This is a genomic window from Streptomyces sp. NPDC048623 (genome assembly GCF_040650755.1).
Taxonomy (GTDB): Bacteria; Actinomycetota; Actinomycetes; order Streptomycetales; family Streptomycetaceae; genus Streptomyces.
This window is the reverse complement of sequence record NZ_JBEZHV010000004.1, coordinates 197,836-215,233: the sequence shown is the minus strand read 5'-3', so window position 1 is coordinate 215,233 and position 17,398 is coordinate 197,836. Positions and strand designations below refer to the sequence as shown.

Below are 17,398 nucleotides of genomic sequence, written 5' to 3'. Positions count from 1 at the left end.
GCTGACGGGCCCGGCGCGGGGCGCACGAGCCGGTACGGAAGCGGGTTGCGGGAGCGGGCACGAGACCCGTACGGCCGCGTGCGCGCAGGGCGCACGAGCCGGTACGAGAGGCGCCATGCAACCGGCGCGGGCACTTCAACGTCAAGGGTGTTGTCGTAAGGCGAGAGGGGTTTAGGGTCCGGCCATGGCAGAACGAGTGGTTCCGGAGCACCGGCGGCAGCGGCGCCGCCCCACCAAGCAGGGCACCGTCCTCTCCGAGCGGATGATCGTGGAGACCGCGCTGCGGCTCGTGGGGCAGCACGGCGCGGAGGCGCTGTCCGTGCGGCGGCTCGGGGCCGCGCTCGGCGCCGACCCGAGCGCGGTCTACCGCTACTTCCGCAACACCGACGACCTGCTGCTCGCGCTCGCCGACGAGATGGTCGGCCGCGCGCAGGCGGGCTGGCGGGCCACCGGGGACTGGCGGGCCGATCTGCGCGACATCGCGACCCGGATCCACGCCGCGTACGTGGCGAACCCGCAGGTCGCGGCACTCGCCGCGCACCGGACCACGGGCCGCGAGCACGAGACGCGGGCGGTCGAGTCGATCCTCGGGGTGCTGCGCACGGCCGGCTTCCCGGACGCGGAGGCGGTACGCGTCTACCACGCCTTCGTGGACCAGGCGCTGGCCTTCGCCGCCCTGGACGCGGCCGCGCTGGCCCTGCCGGAGCCGGCCCGGGAGGCCGACGAGCAGGTCTGGCACGCGGCGTACGGGAAGCTGGCAGCCGACACCCATCCGCATGTCGCGGCGACGTACCCGCTGCTCGCGGCGGACATGCGGGACAGCGGGCACCCGTTCGCGCTTGAGCTGCTGCTCGACGCGGTGGGGGCGCGCCTGGGGGCTCATCGGGCGGGGTGAGGCGGAGGTGGGCCGGGGCGGTGGGGACCGGGGCGGTGGGGGCCGCGTTCACCTCGTCTTCGCCGCCCGACTCCCCCGCCGTGCCCCGGCGTTGGGCCGCCGGACTCCGGCGCGGGGTGCGGTGGGCGGATGCGAGGGTGGCGGTGGGGACGCGTGGCGGCGGTGGTCGCGCTGACGGTGGTGGCCGGTGCGGCGGACGGGGCGCCGGGGGCCGGACGGGGCGCGGCGGACGGGGGGTGCGCGTCCTCGGTGCCGTACCGCGCCGGGACCGGCGGCTACGCGGTCTACCGGATCCCCGCCGTCGTCCGCACCCCGGCCGGCACCCTGCTCGCCTTCGCCGAGGGGAGGGTGCACGGCGCCGGGGACTCCGGGGCCGTCGACCTGGTGCAGCGGCGCTCGGCCGACGGCGGCTGCAGCTGGGGTCCGTTGCGCGTGGTCGCGGCCGGGCACGGCGACACCCGCGGCAATCCGGCACCCGTGGTCGACCCGGCGAGCGGCGACATCGTGCTGCTCTCCACGGGCAACGCCGGTACGGCGACCGAAAGCGCCGTGCTCCAGGGCAAGGTCGACGCGGCCCGCAGTCGGCGGGTGTACGTCCAGCGCAGCACGGACGACGGACGCACCTTCTCCGCGCCCCGGGACATCACCGCCTCCGCCAAGCGGGACGACTGGCGCTGGTACGCGACCGGCCCCGGCCACGCGGTGGCGCTCGCCCACGGCCGGTACGCGGGACGGCTCGTCGTCCCCGCCAACCACTCGGCCGCACCGCCGCCCGGCTCCGCCGACACCGGCCGCGAGCCCCGCCATTACGGCGCGCACGCGCTCTACAGCGACGACGGCGGCCGCAGCTGGCGGATCGGCTACGCCGACGAGTCGTACGACGGACAGGTCAACAGCAACGAGTCGACCGTGGCCGAACTACCCGACGGAAGCCTCTACTTCAGCACCCGCGACCAGCTCGGCACCGCTCCCGGCAACCGCGCCGACAGCCGCTCGGCCGATGGCGGCCTGACCCTCGACCGGCCTTACGCGCCGCAGCCCGCGCTCGCCGCCGTCCCCGTCGTCCAGGGCAGTCTGCTTTACGTGCCCGGGCGCGGGCCCGGGCGCACCGGCCGGCTGCTGTTCTCCGCGCCCTCGGCGCCGGACCGGCGCGCCGCCCTCGCCCTGTGGACCAGCACCGACGGCGGCCGCACCCTCACCCGGGCGCTCACGCTCTCGCCGCGCCCCGCCGCGTATTCGGACCTGGTGCGGCTCGGTCCGGGGACGGTCGGGGTGCTGTACGAGACCGGGGCGCGCGGCCCGTACGAGTCGATCGTCTTCCGGCGCGTCCCGCTCACGCGGCTGGGGCCTGTCCGGCCGTGATCCGCCGGACAGGCCCCTGTCCCCAGGCCGAGCCGACGGCTCAGACGCCGGGGATCTCGCGGGCCCGGAACGCGTCGCGGACCGCGTCCGCCGCCGACTGCCCGTACATGCTCCGGGCCGTGGCGATCGTCTGCTGCGCGGCGGCGGAGAAGGAGGTGTCGGGCGCGAAGCCGAACTGGGCGTTCACGATGATGCGGTCGGCGGTGCGGGCGCCGAGCGCGGTGCGGATGTCCCAGAGGGCGCGGGACCAGATCTCACCGTCCGCGTGGACCTCGCCGACGCGGTCGGCGTAGACCTTGGTGCCGTCGAGGCGCCGCAGGCAGTGCGGGGCGGCGCTGTAGCTGACGGAGTCCCAGTCGGCGGCGCAGGCGAGGTCGGTGCGGACCGGCCAGCCGTGGCGGGCGGCGGCGTCGGCGCCGACCTCGACGGCGAGGTAGTCGCCGAAGGCCTCGCCGATCGCGCCGGCCTCGGCGGAGGTGCCGAAGCCGGGCACCTGGGCCTCGTGCACGGCGTGTCCGTACTCGTGGACGATCACCTCGGCGTCCTCGGCGTCGTCGACGCCGCCCTTGCCGAAGCGGATCTCGTCCTTCTTGTCGGTGAAGAAGGAGTTGTCGGAGCCCCACTGGTTGATCCGCACGGGCTGCGGCCGGTCGTTGGCGCCGGGCAGTTCGGTGCCGAAGCCGAGGCCCTGGAGGTACTCCTGGGCCTGGTTGACCCAGAAGTACGCCATGACCTGCTCGAACTGGTCGTCGTGCCGGTCGTAGCCGCCGGCCTCGGCGACCTTGGCGGACGCGCCGGTGTCGGACCGGACGTACGCCCAGCGGCCGGAGAGGCCGCCGCTGCCGTCGAGGTTGCGCAGCTCCGCCAGGGTGTAGGCGGACGCGGGCACCGCGGTGGCGGAGTCCTTGGCGTCGGTGAGCGACTGGTCGCCCGAGGACTGCACGGGGTTGACCATGAAGACACGGGCCTGGGGCCCGGTGGGCTGCGGGGCGGTACCCGCGGCGGCGGCCGGTCCGACCGGGGCGATCAGCGCCACGGTGGCGGTGGCCGCGGCGATCAGGCCGCGGGATGTGCGGCGAGCCATCAACGTCCTCCCGAGAGGTGTGGGATGCGAGGTGGGGGTGGGGGGTGGCGCCGTAGTGCGGGCGTGATCATCGCGTACGGCACGCCCCCGCGTCGAGGGCTGGGGGCGAGCGGATCCGTTCCGCTTGCAGGTCCGGACCAGCGCGGGAGCTGGGCCGGGGCACGGCCGGACCAGGGCCGGAGCACGGCCGGAGGGCGAGCCGGTGGGGGCATCAGGGCAGCGGCGACGCGGGCCCGGCCTCGCGGGCGAGCGCGTGGGCGAGTTCCGGCCACCAGGCCCCGGCCGGCGGGGCGAGCCGCCGTCCCCGGGGCCGGCGGGACGGAATACCGGCTTCCTCCGGCGTGCGCGCCGGAGCCCGAGGCACGCGGCGCGTTCAGTCCGCCCTGCTGCTCTCGTCCCTGAGCCAGGTGTCGAAGTCGCGCGCCCGGACCGCCCTGCGTGCGCCCCTGCGCGCCGTGAGCGCCGCCGACAGGAAGACGAGCATCGCGGGCAGCAGCGTGGGGTCGGCGCGGAGCAGGGCGCGGAGGTCGCCGAGGCCGGTGCGGGCGGAGGGCGGCGCTCCGGCCCCCGCCGGGCCTGCCGGAACCGGACCGTCCGCCGACTCCCGCTGCTGTTCCTCCAGTTGGGCCGTCGAGGTCGCCGCCCTGATCCGGCGCCGGATCAGGTCCCGCCAGGTCCGGGGCGGGCGGACGACGACCTTCGCCCCGTCCACGACGGCGCGCTCGGCGGGCGCGAAGGCGAGGGAGGCGGCGAGGTCGTCGGCCATGAGGGGCGGAAGCGCGGCGATCCGGGCGTGGCCCTCGCCGGACATGGCGATCACTCCGCGCCCGAAGAGCCCTTCGCGTACGGCGGGCAGCCGCTGCCAGACCCGGTAGTAGGCCCGCACGCGCCAGGAGCAGCCGCCCATCGGGAGCTCCCGCTCGGGCGCCGCGGCGAGGACCGCGCCGGGGCCGGCGAGCGCGGCTGCCAACGCCCGTACGTCGGCGGCGCCGAGTTCGACGTCGGCGTCCACGTAGAGCCGCGGGAAGCCCTCGGCGTGCCGGTCGCCGAGGCGCAGGGCCTCGTGCTTGGACGGGACGGGGGTCTCGACGACGCGGACCGCGGGGCCGCGGGCGGCGGCGACGGCGGCGGTGCCGTCCGTGCAGCCGTTGCACACGACCAGGATGTCGAACTCCCGCTCGGCGGCGCCGTCCAGGAGACGGTCGAGAAGTCGGCCGAGGGTGCGTTCCTCGTTGTGCGCGGGAATCACGATGGTAGGCACATGCACAGTATGGCCAAGGAGTCCCACTCTTACAGTTTCTTCAAGTTCGGTAGGACTTTCACACAACTCCTGGATGGCCTGCCCCAGTTGGGTCTAGATTGAGCGCTGCCGGATCCGCTCGTCCGACACCCTGTCGTCGCGGGCGGATTCTGCGACCTGTGCGGACCCGGCCGTGGCTGGGGAGACTTGCGACCTCGGTCCGCATCGTTCAGTAGGCGGAAGAGCCGCTCACCCTCGTCGGCCGTCGTCGTCCTTCCCCCTGCCCGTCGAGTCGTGCGCTCGCCGGGCGGACCGGGGGAAGTGGCGCGGGGGTTCAACGGGGTGCGCGGGAAGCGCCCTTGGGGGGAATGGATGACCGTCCTGCCGGTCACGCATGAGCGGCACCGTGTCGAATCCACACATGTCGACCTTCCTCTTCGCCTGTGGTGGCGGAGAAGACACCAGATGGCCCTGCTGACCGCGGACACCGCGGCGGCGGCCGTGGCGGCGCTCTTCGTGCTGCGCGCGGGCGGCCAGTGGCCGGTCGTGACGGTGCTGCCGCCAGCCTGGGTGGCGGTGATGCACGCCCACGGCGGGTACGCCCGCGGCCCGTTGGGCTCCGGGCCCGAGGTGTACCGGCGGGTGCTGCGCGGCGCGCTGGTGCTGCCCGCGCTCGCGGCCGCGCTCGGCTGGGGGCTCGCCCGGGACCCCGCCCTGATGTTCAGGATGATCCTGGCGACGCCGCCGGCGGCCGGGCTCTCGCTGGGCGCCCGGTACGCGCTGCGGCGCCGGCTGCGCGGGCACTGGGCGCGCGGCCGGGGCCGTACCACCGCCGTCCTGGTCGGCCCGTCGGCCGGGGTCGCCGAACTGCTCGGTGTGCTGCTTCGCGACCGGGTGCCGGGCGCGCCCGCGGGCTCCGTGCTCCAGGGCATGGACCTCGCCGGGGTGTGCCTGACGGACCCGGTGAACGCGGCGGCCCTGGACCGCTTCGAGGTGCCGGTGCTCGGCGGGGTCGACGAAGTGCCGGGCGCCATCAGGACGTTCGGGGACTCGACGGCCGTCGTGATGCTGCCGTCGGCGGAGATCGACGCGCCTCTCCTGCGCCGGCTGGCGTGGAGCACGGCCGCCGCCGGGGGCGATTTCCTGATCGCCCCGGTCTTCGGCGACGTGGCCGCCTCGCGTCTGGAGGTACGGCCGGTCGGCGGGGTGCCGCTGATCCACGTGCGGGCGCCCCGGCTCTCGCGGCTCTCGCGGCTGCCGAAGGAGCTGGCGGACCGGCTGGTCGCCGCGGTGCTGCTCCTGCTGCTCTCCCCGCTGATGTGCGCGGTGGCGCTCGCGGTGCGGCTGGGCAGCAAGGGTCCGGCGCTGTTCCGGCAGGTCCGGGTGGGTCTGCACGGCAAGCAGTTCACGATGCTGAAGTTCCGGACCATGCGGCCGGACGCGGAGGCCCGCCGGGCCGAGCTGGAGCACGCCAACCACAACAGCGACGGCCTGCTGTTCAAGGTCCGCGACGATCCGCGGGTGACCCGGATCGGGGCGACCCTGCGCCGCTATTCGCTGGACGAACTGCCGCAGCTCTTCAACGTGTTGAGCGGCCGCATGTCGCTGATCGGTCCGCGGCCGCCACTGCCCGAGGAGGTCGCGGGCTACACCCACGAGGTGCGCCGCCGGCTGCTCGTGAAGCCGGGCCTGACCGGCCTGTGGCAGGTCAGCGGACGTTCCGACCTGCCGTGGGAGGAGGCCGTCCGGCTCGACCTGGCCTATGTGGACAACTGGTCGCTCGGGCTGGACGCCGAGATCCTGCTGCGCACCGGCCCGGCCGTGGTCCGCGGCACCGGCGCCTACTGACCCCCGCGCGCCCCGCCGCACTCCCACCGCCCCTGAATCTCCCCTGAAGACCCGCACACCCCGATCCGCCCACCCTGTCCCTGTATGGAGGGGAACACATTGAACGACGCCGACCGACCCGACGAGCGGCTGGGAGTCGCCGTCATAGGCGCCGGCTACTGGGGGCCCAATCTGGTGCGCAACTTCCAGGCCAGCGAGCGGTTCCGGCTGCGCTGGCTGTGCGACCTCGATGTCGCGCGTGCCGAGCGGGTCCTCGGCGGGTACTCCACGGTGCGGGCCACCGCCGACTACGCGGCGGTGCTCGCCGACCCGGAGGTGGCGGCCGTCGCCGTCTCCACCCCGGCCGGAACCCATCTGGACGTGGCGCTCGCCGCGCTGCGCGCCGGGAAGCACGTTCTGGTCGAGAAGCCGCTGGCCACCACCTACGCCGACGGGGCGCGCCTGGTCGCGGAGGCCGAGGAGCGCGGCCTGACCCTGATGTGCGACCACACCTACTGCTACACCCCGGCCGTCGCGAAGATCCGGGAGCTGGTGCACGAGGGCGCGCTGGGCGAGATCCACTACGTGGACTCGGTGCGGATCAACCTGGGTCTGGTGCAGAAGGACATCGACGTGCTGTGGGACCTGGCCCCGCACGATCTGTCGATCCTGGACTTCATCCTGCCCGAGCACGTGGAGCCGGTGGCGGTCGCCGCGCACGGCGCGGACCCGATCGGTGCGGGCCAGGACTGCATCACGTACCTCACGCTCCAGCTGAACACCGGGGCCATCGCGCATGTGCACGTGAACTGGCTGTCGCCGACAAAGGTGCGCACCACGATGGTCGGCGGGGCCAAGCGCACGCTGGTCTGGGACGACCTGAATCCGGCGCAGCGGGTCGCGGTCTTCGACCGCGGGGTGGATCTGGCGACGCCGCAGGACCTGGGGGCGGACGAGCGGCGCGAGGCGCTGATCTCGTACCGCAGCGGCGACATGGTCGCGCCGGCGATCGGCGAACGGGAGGCGCTGCGGAGCATGGTCGACGAGTTCGCGGCGGCGATCACCGAGGGCCGGGCGCCGCTGACCGACGGGCGGGCGGGCCTGAGGGTCCTGGACATTCTGGAGGCGGCCTCGCGGAGCCTGGAGTTCCGCGGCGCGGTCGTGGGTCTCCGGTCCGGTGCCGACCGGTCGCTGAAGAGTGTGAACGAGGCTACGGGAGAACGGCGATGAGCGACTTCGAGGGCAAGCGGATCCTGGTCACCGGCGGTGCCGGGACGATCGGCTCGCATGTGACGGACCTGCTGGTCGAGGGGGGCGCGCGCGAGGTGGTCGTGCTCGACAACTTCGTGCGCGGCCGGCGGGCCAATCTGGCCCGGGCGATGGCGAGCGGGCGGGTGGACCTGGTCGAGGGCGACATCCGGGACGCGGCGACGGTGCGCCGGGTGACCGAGGGCGCCGATCTCGTCTACCACCTGGCGGCGATCCGGATCACCCAGTGCGCGGAGGAGCCGCGGCTCGCCAACGAGGTGATGGTCGACGGCACGTTCAACGTCCTGGAGGCAGCGGCGGCGGCCGGGGTGGGCAAGGTGATCGCCTCGTCCTCGGCCTCCGTCTACGGCCTGGCCGAGTCGTTCCCGACCACCGAGCGCCATCACCCGTACAACAACGACACGTTCTACGGGGCGGCGAAGGCCTTCAACGAGGGCATGCTGCGCAGCTTCCACGCGATGTACGGCCTGGACTACGTGGCGCTGCGCTACTTCAACGTGTACGGGCCGCGGATGGACATCCACGGTCTGTACACCGAGGTGCTGATCCGCTGGATGGAGCGGATCGAGGCGGGCGAGCCGCCGCTGATCCTGGGCGACGGCACCCAGACGATGGATTTCGTGGACGTCCGCGACATCGCCCGCGCCAACATCCTCGCGGCGCGGCCCGGGTTGACCGATGAGGTATTCAACGTGGCCTCGGCGACGGAGACTTCGCTGCGGGAACTGGCGGACGCGCTCCTCGACGTGATGGGTTCGGACCTGGAGCCGGTGCACGGCCCGGCGCGCGCGGTCAACGGGGTGACCCGGCGGCTCGCGGACACCACGCTGGCCGAGGAGCGGCTGGGCTTCAAGGCCGAGATCGATCTGCGGACGGGCCTGAAGGACCTGGTCGACTGGTGGCGGGCCGAGAAGGGCGCGACCGCGACGGACGCCGAGAAGGCGGCCCCAGAGAAAGCGGCCCCGGAGAAGGCGGCCGCGGAGCCCGTACGAATCCCGGTCATGGTGCCGTGGCTGGGCGACGAGGAGGCCGACGCGGCGGCCGACGCGGTGCGGTCCGGCTGGGTCGCGCAGGGTCCGCGGGTCGCCGCCTTCGAGCGGGCCTTCGCGGAGCGGGTCGGCGCCGCGCACGGCGTGGCCGTCAGCTCCTGCACCACCGCCCTGCACCTGGCGCTCGTCGCGCTCGGCCTGGGCCCGGGGGACGAGGTGATCGTCCCGTCGCTGTCCTTCATCGCCACCGCCAACGCCGTACGGTACGTGGGCGCCGAGCCGGTCTTCGCGGACGTCGACCTCGCCACCGGCAACCTCACGGCCGCGACCGTGGACGCGGTCAGGACGGGGCGCACCAAGGCGGTGCTCGTGGTCCACCAGGCCGGGGTGCCGGCCGACGTCAAGGCGCTGCGGACCGCCTGCGACGGCTGGGGGCTGCCCCTGGTCGAGGACGCGGCCTGCGCGATCGGCTCCACCGTCGACGGCGCGTCCGTCGGCCGGGGCGCGCTGCTGGCCGCCTGGTCCTTCCACCCGCGCAAGCTGCTCACCACCGGCGAGGGCGGCATGGTCACCACCGACGACGCCACCTGGGCGGCGCGGCTGCGCCGGCTGCGCGAGCACGGCATGAACGTGTCGGCGGCCGACCGGCACGCGAGCGGGACGCCGGTCCTGGAGAGCTATCTGGAGACCGGCTTCAACTACCGGATGACCGACATCCAGGCGGCCGTCGGCCTCGCCCAGCTGGAGAAGCTGGACGCCCTGGTCGCCCGGCGCCGGGAACTCGCCGCCCGCTACACCGAGTTGCTCGCGGATGTGCCGGGCCTTGAGCCGGTGCGGGACCCGGCGCACGGCACCGGGAACTTCCAGTCGTACTGGGTGCTGCTCGCCGAGGACTTCCCGGTGGCCCGGGACGAACTCCTCACCCGGCTCGCCGAGTCGGGCATCTCGGCGCGGCGCGGCATCATGGCGAGCCATCTCGAACCGGCGTACGAGGGCCATCCGGCCGCGCCGCTGCCGGTCACCGAGCGGATCAGCCGCGACTCGCTGATCCTGCCGCTGTTCCACACCCTGACCGAGAAGCAGCAGGACCGGGTGGTCGCGGCACTGCGGGAAGCGGCGGCACGTCGGTGAGCGCACGGCTCGTGATCATCGGGGCGGGCGGCTTCGCGCGGGAGACCGCGCAGGCCGCCCGCGCCGCCGGCCTGCCGCTCGCGGGCCATCTGGACGACGACCCGGCGCTGCAGGGCTGCGTGGTCGACGGCGCACCCGTGCTCGGCGGCACCGAGCGGATCCGCAAGCTGAAGGACGCCTCGTTCGTGGTGTGCGTGGGCAGCCCGCGCGACTACGCCTCGCGCGCCCGGATCGTCGCCCGCCTCGGCCTGCCCGACGACCGCTACGCCACCGTGGTGCACCCGACCGCGGTCGTCTCGGCGAGCTCGGTGCTCGGCCCCGGCACGGTGCTGCTCGCGCACACCGTGCTCACCGCGGCCGTGCGGGTCGGCCGGCACGTCGCGGTGATGCCGCAGACCGTGCTCACCCACGACGACGAGGTCGGCGACTTCGCCACGCTCGCCTCGGGCGTACGGCTCGGGGGCACCGTCCGGGTCGGCCGCGGCGCCTACCTCGGGGCGGGGGCGATGGTCCGCGAGGGCACCGAGATCGGCGCCTGGTCCCTGGTCGGCATGGGCTCCGTGGTCCTCTCCGACGTACCGCCCGGCGAGGTGTGGGCCGGCTCGCCGGCCCGCCTGCTGCGCCCCGCGTCCGCCCCGGCGCTCGAACAGCTCGCGGCGCAGGACGCCGCCGCCCCACTCGTACCGGCTCGAGGAGCGAACCGCTGATGAACCACATCCCCCTGGTCGACCTGAAGGCGGCGCACGCGGAGGTCGAGGCGGAGATACGCACCGGCTTCGAGCGGGTGCTCGCGAACACCGCGTTCATCGGCGGCGAGGAGGTCGCCGCCTTCGAGCGCGAGTACGCGGAGTTCGGCGGGATCGCGCAGGTGGTCGGCGTCGCCAACGGCACCGACGCGCTGGAGCTGGCGCTGCGGGCGAGCGGGGTCGGCGCGGGCGACGAGGTGGTCCTTCCCGCCAACACCTTCATCGCCACCGCCGGGGCCGTGGCCCGCACCGGCGCGCGCCCGGTCCTCGTCGACTGCGCCCCCGACACGTTCCTGATCGACACCGGGGCGGCGCTCGCCGCCGTCGGCGCCGCCACCCGGGCCGTGGTGCCGGTGCATCTGTACGGGCAGTGCGCGGACGTCGCCGCGCTCACCGCCGCCCTGCCGGAGCGGGTGCGGGTCGTGGAGGACGCGGCGCAGAGCCAGGGCGCGAGCCGCGCCGGGCGCACCCCGGGCAGCGGGGGCATCGCCGCCACCAGCTTCTACCCGGGCAAGAACCTCGGCGCCTACGGCGACGCGGGCGCGGTGCTCACCGACGACCCGGAGGCCGCGGCCCTGGTGCGGGCGATCGCCAACCACGGCGGGGTGGCGAAGTACCGGCACGACGTGCCCGGGTTCAACAGCCGGCTCGACGGTCTGCAGGCCGTGGTGCTGCGGGCCAAGCTGCGCCGGCTCGCGGCCGGCGACGAGGCCCGGCGGGCGGCGGCCGCCCGCTACGACGAGCTGCTCGCCCCGCTCGCCGAGGCCGGGCGGGTGGTCCGCCCGGTCACCGCCGAGGACAACACCCACGTCTGGCATCTGTACGTGCTGCGCGTGCCGGGCGCCGACCGGGACGCGGTGGTGGGCAAGCTGAACGCGAGCGGCATCGGGGCGGGCGTGCACTATCCGCAGCCGGTGCACCTCACGCCCGCGTACCGCTCCCTCGGTCACGCACGCGGGGACTTCCCGCACGCGGAACGGGCGGCCGACGAGATCCTCTCGCTGCCCCTCTTCCCGCAGATCTCCCACGACCAGCAGCAGCGGGTCGTGGACGCGCTGGTGAATGCCCTGGACTGACGTCAGGGCGTGACGCCCACGGCCGGTCCACCTCCGCATCCCCGAGGACCGGCCCCAGGGGCCCGCTCCCCCACTGCCCCGGCCTCAGGCCGGGACCTGCACTGCCCGTGAAAGGTACAGCGATGCAGAACCCATTCCGCCGGGCCAGAGGCGCCGTGTTCGCCCTGGCCGCGGCCCTGACGGCGCTCTTCCTGCCGGCGAGCGGACAGGCGAGCGCCGTCACCGACCCGTGCGGCACGGGCAGCAACCCGATCGTCTGCGAGAACTCCAAGCCGGGCACGCCCATGTCGGACTGGTTCGCCGGCAGCTCCTGGGGTGACATCGCCGGTTTCCCGGTGAAGGCGAGCCTCCAGGCCGGTGAGACGCTGCAGTTCAAGGTGCAGTCGCCGTCCTCGTTCCATGTGAAGATCTACCGGCTCGGCTGGTACGGCGGTGACGGCGCCCGCCTGGTGTCGACGCCGGCGCAGTCCGCGCAGACCTACCCGGCCACGTACACGACGACCCGTCCGAGCTGTCTGAAGGACGCCCCGACCGGCCTGATGGACTGCGGCAACTGGGCCGCCAACGCGAGCTGGACGGTGCCGGCCGACGCCGTGTCCGGACTGTACGTCGCCAACTTCGACCAGGCGGACGGCAACGGCCTCATGCCGTACCCGTTCGTGGTGCGCAACGACGCCAGCCACTCCCAGGTCCTGGTGCAGACCTCCGACCAGACCTGGCAGGCGTACAACGACTGGGGCGGCACCAACCTCTACGACGGGCAGGGCCCGGCGCCCGACGGGCGTGCGTACAAGGTCAGTTACAACCGGCCGATGGACATCGGCGGTGAGAACGGCATCTACGGCTCCGAGTACGAGATGATCGCGTGGCTGGAGCGCAACGGCTACGACCTCAGCTACGTCGCCGGCCTGGACACCGCCACGCGGGGCGCCCAACTCCTCGGGAACCACGCGATGTTCATGTCCTCGGGACATGACGAGTACTGGACGCAGGAGCAGTTCACCAACGTGCTCAACGCCCGCACGGCGGGCCAGCACCAGACGTACTTCGCGGGCAACGAGATCTTCTGGAAGACGCGTCTCGAACCGAGCATCGACGGCAGCAACACACCCGACCGGACCCTGGTCTGCTACAAGGAGACCAAGCTCAAGTTCCCGGTGCCGAACGGCGTCGCGGACCCGAGCCCGGTGTGGACCGGGACCTGGATGGACCCGGACAGCACCAAGGAGGGCGAGCCGTACCGGCCGATGAACATCCTCACCGGCTCGATGTTCCAGGTGAACGGCTCGCGCAACGACGCCATCACCGTCCCGGCCGCGTACGGAAAGATGCGCCTGTGGCGCAACACCTCGGTCGCCGGGCTCACCGGCAGCCAGGTCGCGACCTTCCCGGCCGGCACCCTCGGCTACGAGTGGGACAGCGACGTGGAGAACGCGACCCGGCCCGCCGGTGAGATCCGGCTCTCCTCGACCACCGTCGAGATCGCCGACGGCAAGTACCTGATGGACTGGGGCAACACCTACGGCAACGGCACCGCGACCCACAGCCTGGTCGCCTTCCGCGACCCGACCTCGCACGCGCTCGTCTTCGGCACCGGCACCGTCCAGTGGTCCTGGGGCCTGACCAACGTGCCGACCGCCGACCCGAACGGCGGCGTGGTCACCGAGGACAAGCGGATGCAGCAGGCCACGGTCAACATCCTCGCCGACATGGGCATCCAGCCGAAGACCCTGCAGGCCGGGCTCGTCGCGGCCACCGCCTCCAGCGACACCACCGGCCCCTCCGTCACCGTCACCAGCCCCGCGCCGAACGCCTCCGTCCCGGCCCTGCGGCAGATCACCGTGACCGGCACCGCGGCCGACACCGGCGGCGGCGTGCTGGCCCGCGTGGAGGTCTCCACCGACGGCGGCACCACCTGGAAGGCGGCCGAGGGCACCGGCACCTGGAGCTACAAGTGGACCCCGATCGCCCAGGGACCGGTCCAGCTCAAGGTGCGTGCCGTCGACGACAGCGTCAACATCGGCGCCGTGACCACCGTGCCGCTGACCGTGGCCGAGCAGCAGTGCCCGTGCACGGTGTGGCCGGCCTCGGCCGCGCCGGAGACGGTCAACGGCGGTGACGGCAGCTCCGTCGAGCTGGGCGTCAAGGTCCGCAGCTCGGTCCCCGGCACCATCACCGGCGTCCGCTTCTACAAGTCGGCCGCCAACACCGGCACCCACAAGGGCAGCCTGTGGTCGGCCACCGGGCAGCTGCTCGCCACCGGCACCTTCAGCGGCGAGACCGCCTCGGGCTGGCAGGAGCTGAAGTTCGCCAACGCGGTGCCGGTGAAGGCCAACACCACCTATGTGGCCTCGTACTTCGCGCCGAACGGCGGATACTCCTACGACGCTGGCTACTTCACCGGCAAGGGCGCGGGCCTGGCGCCGCTGACCGCGCTGCAGTCCGGCACGGACGGCGGGAACGGCGTCTTCAAGTACGGCTCCACGAGCGGCTTCCCGTCGCAGCAGTCGGCGGGCAGCAACTACTGGGTGGACGCGATCCTGGAGACCGGCTCGGCCGCCACCGCCCCGCCGGTCGTCACCGCCCGCACCCCCGCTCCCGGCGCGACCGGGGTGTCCATCACCAGCCCGCTGTCCGCGACCTTCAGCCAGAGCATCGACGCGAGCAGCCTGGTGTTCACGGTGAAGGGTCCCGGCGGCACCACCGTCCCCGGCACGGCCGCGCTCGACGGCGACGGGAAGACCGCAGCGTTCACGCTCGGCAGCCAGCTCGCCCTCGGTACCGAGTACACGGCGTCGGTGCAGGCCGCCGACCTGTGGGGCAACGCCATGCCCGACCCGGTGACCTGGACCTTCACCACCAGCGCGACCCCGCCTGCGGTGACCTGCCCGTGCACTCTGTGGAGCGCGGACACCGTGCCCGCGAAGGCGGCGGAGACCGGTGACGGGAACTCCCTGGAGCTGGGCACCCGCTTCCGGTCGGCGCTGAACGGCAAGGTCACCGGAGTCACCTTCTACAAGGGCGCCACCAACACCGGCACCCACACCGGCAGCCTGTGGACGGACGGGGGCACTCTGCTCGCGACCGGCACCTTCACCGGCGAGACGGCCACCGGCTGGCAGACGATGACCTTCAGCACCCCGGTGGACATCACCGCGGACACCACCTACGTGGTGTCGTACCACGCGCCGAACGGCAACTACGCCTCCGATCCGCAGTACTTCACCGGAGCGCGGCTCAACTACCCGCTGTCCGCCCTCGCGGACGGCAGCGTCACGGCCAACGGCCTGTACAAGTACGGTGCTTCATCCGCCTTCCCGAACAGCTCCTACAACTCCACCAACTACTGGGTCGCGCCGGTCCTCACGACCAGCAACTGACCCACCGACCGAACGAAATCGGGGAACGCACCACATGAGCTCTGTCAGCGTCGTGATCCCCTGCTACAAGTACGGCCACTTCCTGGCCGACTGCGTACGCAGCGTGCTCGACGAACAGCCCGGCCTCGACGTGCGGGTGCTGATCATCGACGACGCGTCCCCCGACGACTCGGCGGAGGTGGCCAGGAAGCTGGCCGCCTCCGACCCGAGGATCGAGGTGCGGGTCCACGAACGCAACAAGGGCCATATCGCCACCTACAACGAGGGCCTGCTCGAGTGGGCGGACGGCGACTACGTCGTGCTCCTGTCCGCCGACGACCGGCTGGTCCCCGGGGCGCTCGTCCGGGCCGCGGCCCTGCTCGACGCCCACCCGGAGGCCGGCTTCTGCTACGGGCGGCCACTGAGGTTCCGGCACGGCGGGCCGCTCCCGGCGGCCCGCACCCGCTCCACCGGCTCCGTGGTCTACCCGGGCCACTGGTGGCTGGAGCGGCGCTTCCGCGAGGGCACCGGCTGCATCACCTCGCCCGAGGTCGTGGTCCGCACCAGCCTGCAGCGGAAGGTCGGCGGCTACGACCCGGAGCTGCCGCACGCGGGCGACATCGAGATGTGGATGCGGCTCGCCTCGCACGCGGACGTGGGCTATGTCCGCGGCGCCGACCAGGCCTTCTACCGGGTGCACGGCAACAACATGTCCACCACCGACTTCGGCGGGCAGCTCGACGACATCCGGCAGCGCCGGGCCGCCTTCACCGCCGTCCTCGACAAGTGCGCCGATCAGCTGCCCCAGGCCCGCCGGCTCGCCGGGCTCGTCGACACCCGCCTGGCCCGCCAGGCGCTGCGGCGCGCCTACCGGGCCTACGACCGGGGCCGCACCGAGGTCGTCCCGGTCGAGGAGCTCGTCGCCTTCGCCCGCGAGTGCCGGCCGGACGCCGAGACGCTCCCGGAGTTCCGGGCGCTGCGGCTGCGCCGCCGGATCGGCGCCCGCGCCATGCCGTACCTCCAGCCGCTCATCCTGTCGGCGGTGGCCGAGCGGGGCCGCGAGTGGCTGTGGTGGCGGTCCTGGAAGCGCCGCGGCATCTGAGCCGTCTGCCCCCCTCCCTTCGAAGAAAGGCACGTCCGTGAACCACCGGGTCCAGCCCACCGCCCAGGTCGACGAGAAGGCCGTCGTCGGCGCCGGAACCAGCGTGTGGGAGCTCGCCCAGATCCGCGAGGACGCCCGCCTCGGCGAGAACTGCGTGATCGGCCGGGGCGCCTACGTCGGCCCCGGCGTGACCCTCGGCGACAACTGCAAGCTGCAGAACTACGCCCTCGTGTACGAGCCGGCGGTGCTCGGCGACGGCGTCTTCGTCGGCCCGTCGGCGGTCCTCACCAACGACCACAACCCGCGCGCCGTCGACCCCGACGGCAGGCTCAAGCGGGGCGGCGACTGGGAGCCGGTCGCGGTGGTGATCGGCGACGGCGCCGCCGTCGGCGCCCGCTCGGTGTGCGTGGCGCCGGTGACCATCGGGCGCTGGGCGCTGGTCGCGGCCGGTTCCGTGGTGACCGCCGACGTGCCCGACTTCGCCCTGGTGATGGGCGTCCCGGCCCGGCAGGCCGGCTGGGTCGGAAAGGCCGGGGTCCGGCTGACCGCGCACCCGGAGCGGCCCGGCCTGTGGGAGTGCCCGGAGACCGGTGCGCTGTACGAGGAGAAGGACGGACGGCTCACGGAGCACGGTGACGGGCGCTAGATGGCGCCGCGGCCTCCCGGCGGCGCCGGCCGGTCGCGTACCGCTCGGTCCACAGCGCGCACATCACCCCGGCGAGGGTGCCGAGCGCGCCCGTCCCGGCGTAGGCGCGGGTGCGGTTGGGGGGCAGGGCGACGGTGCCGGGGCGGTTGACCAGGTCGACGGTGAGCAGGGACGCGGCCGGCACCTTCTGTTCGGCCTGGAGGGCCTTCAGGTGCCGTCCGTAGACCACGATGACCAACTGGACCACGCGGTCGGCCTCTTGGGGCGCGGACTGCTCCGACTCGATCTGCAGGGTGGGGATGGAGTAGTACGGGGTGGCGCTGGTGCCGCTGTTGCGCGGGGTGAGGCGGTAGGTGCCGTGCACCCCGGCCGCCCTCAACTCGGCGAGCCCGGCGGGCGACTGGAGCCGCTGGACGACGGCGAAGGACACCATCGCGAGCGAGGGCTGCAGGTTGGTGAGCTGGTTGGGCTGGTTGTCGGTGCGCGGCGGCTTCACGACGAGCACCGCGGAGCTCTGGTAGCGCGGTGCCGGCCGCAGCGCCGGGTAGCAGGCGGCGGCCGTGACGAGCGCGGCGAGCAGCAGCACGTACCAGCGGCGCAGCAGCACGCGGGCCAGCGCTTCGGGAGTCAGCACGTCTCTGTCCATCAGCACCGATACTGGCAGCACCGAGG

General features: G+C 73.7%; 13 protein-coding genes. 10 read left to right on the top strand and 3 right to left on the bottom strand.

The window, feature by feature from the left end; all coding sequences use genetic code 11:
- The first annotated feature begins 184 nt into the window (after positions 1 to 184).
- Positions 185 to 895, top strand: coding sequence for a helix-turn-helix domain-containing protein (locus AB0C73_RS08065; RefSeq protein WP_362526033.1), 711 nt, complete (start codon positions 185 to 187; stop codon positions 893 to 895).
- Positions 896 to 1,048: 153 nt separating this feature from the next.
- Positions 1,049 to 2,257: a sialidase family protein gene (locus tag AB0C73_RS08060; protein ID WP_362526031.1), complete on the top strand. Its 1,209-nt coding sequence runs from the start codon at positions 1,049 to 1,051 to the stop codon at positions 2,255 to 2,257.
- 40 nt (positions 2,258 to 2,297) lie between these two features.
- Here AB0C73_RS08060 and AB0C73_RS08055 read toward each other — a convergent pair whose 3' ends face one another.
- Positions 2,298 to 3,341, bottom strand: a complete 1,044-nt coding sequence (locus AB0C73_RS08055) for a M4 family metallopeptidase (protein ID WP_362526028.1) — start codon at positions 3,339 to 3,341, stop codon at positions 2,298 to 2,300.
- A 373-nt stretch (positions 3,342 to 3,714) separates the two neighbouring features.
- Positions 3,715 to 4,602 carry a glycosyltransferase gene (locus AB0C73_RS08050; RefSeq protein WP_362526026.1) on the bottom strand — a complete coding sequence of 296 codons (888 nt, stop codon included), beginning with the start codon at positions 4,600 to 4,602 and terminating at the stop codon, positions 3,715 to 3,717.
- A gap of 444 nt (positions 4,603 to 5,046) precedes the next feature.
- Here AB0C73_RS08050 and AB0C73_RS08045 point away from each other — a divergent pair, with 444 nt between their 5' ends.
- The 8 genes from AB0C73_RS08045 (at position 5,047) to AB0C73_RS08010 (ending at position 16,726) form a co-directional block, all read left to right on the top strand.
- On the top strand, positions 5,047 to 6,429 hold the full coding sequence (locus AB0C73_RS08045) for a sugar transferase (protein ID WP_362526024.1): 1,383 nt from the start codon (positions 5,047 to 5,049) through the stop codon (positions 6,427 to 6,429).
- Between the two features lie 84 nt (positions 6,430 to 6,513).
- On the top strand, positions 6,514 to 7,638 hold the full coding sequence (locus AB0C73_RS08040; protein ID WP_362526021.1) for a Gfo/Idh/MocA family oxidoreductase: 1,125 nt from the start codon (positions 6,514 to 6,516) through the stop codon (positions 7,636 to 7,638).
- Positions 7,635 to 9,797 (top strand): aminotransferase class I/II-fold pyridoxal phosphate-dependent enzyme, encoded by a 2,163-nt coding sequence (locus AB0C73_RS08035; protein ID WP_362526019.1) that lies wholly within the window; start codon positions 7,635 to 7,637, stop codon positions 9,795 to 9,797. The genes AB0C73_RS08040 and AB0C73_RS08035 overlap by 4 nt, the downstream gene beginning before the upstream one ends.
- Positions 9,794 to 10,504, top strand: a complete 711-nt coding sequence (locus AB0C73_RS08030; RefSeq protein WP_362526016.1) for an acetyltransferase — start codon at positions 9,794 to 9,796, stop codon at positions 10,502 to 10,504. Before AB0C73_RS08035 ends, AB0C73_RS08030 begins: the two co-directional genes overlap by 4 nt.
- The gene (locus AB0C73_RS08025) at positions 10,504 to 11,619 is read left to right on the top strand and encodes a DegT/DnrJ/EryC1/StrS family aminotransferase (RefSeq protein ID WP_362526014.1); all 1,116 of its coding nucleotides are present in this window, start codon (positions 10,504 to 10,506) and stop codon (positions 11,617 to 11,619) included. The genes AB0C73_RS08030 and AB0C73_RS08025 overlap by 1 nt, the downstream gene beginning before the upstream one ends.
- A gap of 122 nt (positions 11,620 to 11,741) precedes the next feature.
- Positions 11,742 to 14,999: a DUF4082 domain-containing protein gene (locus AB0C73_RS08020; RefSeq protein WP_362526011.1), complete on the top strand. Its 3,258-nt coding sequence runs from the start codon at positions 11,742 to 11,744 to the stop codon at positions 14,997 to 14,999.
- A 34-nt stretch (positions 15,000 to 15,033) separates the two neighbouring features.
- Positions 15,034 to 16,080, top strand: coding sequence for a glycosyltransferase (locus tag AB0C73_RS08015; protein ID WP_362526008.1), 1,047 nt, complete (start codon positions 15,034 to 15,036; stop codon positions 16,078 to 16,080).
- A 37-nt stretch (positions 16,081 to 16,117) separates the two neighbouring features.
- Positions 16,118 to 16,726 carry an acyltransferase gene (locus AB0C73_RS08010; RefSeq protein WP_362526006.1) on the top strand — a complete coding sequence of 203 codons (609 nt, stop codon included), beginning with the start codon at positions 16,118 to 16,120 and terminating at the stop codon, positions 16,724 to 16,726.
- On the opposite strand, the gene AB0C73_RS08005 is transcribed toward AB0C73_RS08010, so the two are convergent.
- Positions 16,701 to 17,360, bottom strand: a complete 660-nt coding sequence (locus AB0C73_RS08005) for a Wzz/FepE/Etk N-terminal domain-containing protein (protein ID WP_362526003.1) — start codon at positions 17,358 to 17,360, stop codon at positions 16,701 to 16,703. The two genes, AB0C73_RS08010 and AB0C73_RS08005, sit on opposite strands and share 26 nt — an antisense overlap.
- Positions 17,361 to 17,398 lie beyond the last annotated feature (38 nt).